We start from the raw sequence: 706 nt of genomic DNA, 5'->3' as shown, positions 1-706 counted from the left end.
CCTATCCTGTACATGTAGCACCAAAATTCAATGTCAAGCTACAGTAAAGCTCCATGGGGTCTTTCCGTCCTGTCGCAGGTACCCGGCATCTTCACCGGGATTACAATTTCACCGAGTCTGTTGTTGAGACAGTGCCCAAATCGTTACGCCTTTCGTGCGGGTCGGAACTTACCCGACAAGGAATTTCGCTACCTTAGGACCGTTATAGTTACGGCCGCCGTTTACTGGGGCTTAAGTTCACTGCTTCGGATAAATCCTAACAGATCCCCTTAACCTTCCAGCACCGGGCAGGCGTCAGCTCCTATACATCGTCTTGCGACTTAGCAGAAACCTGTGTTTTTGGTAAACAGTCGCTTGGGCCTATTCTCTGCGGCCACCTCGGGCGTTAACCCTAACGTGGCACCCCTTCTCCCTAAGTTACGGGGTCATTTTGCCGAGTTCCTTAACAACAGTTCTCTCGCTGGCCTTAGGATACTCTCCTCACCCACCTGTGTCGGTTTGCGGTACGGGCACCTTTAATCTCGATAGAAACTTTTCTCGACAGTGTGAAATCAGCTACTTCGCTACTTAATTTCGCTCCCCATCGTACCCCAGCATTATCAAGGCGGATTTGCCTACCTTGACTGCCTCAGTACTTAGCCACACATAACCAACAGTGTGGTTAGCTTATCCTACTGTGTCATTCCTTCTCTCAAGCGATTATCGG

General features: G+C 50.0%; 1 rRNA gene. It reads right to left on the bottom strand.

Annotated elements, in window-relative coordinates:
• Positions 1-706: ribosomal RNA gene (locus ACEXNK_RS17520) — 23S ribosomal RNA — on the bottom strand; the annotation flags it as partial.

It is taken from the genome of Paraclostridium bifermentans, from assembly GCF_964259345.1.
Lineage (GTDB): Bacteria > Bacillota > Clostridia > Peptostreptococcales > Peptostreptococcaceae > Paraclostridium > Paraclostridium bifermentans_B.
The sequence above is the reverse complement of the archived record's forward strand: the minus strand, read 5'-3'. Positions and strand labels throughout refer to the sequence as shown.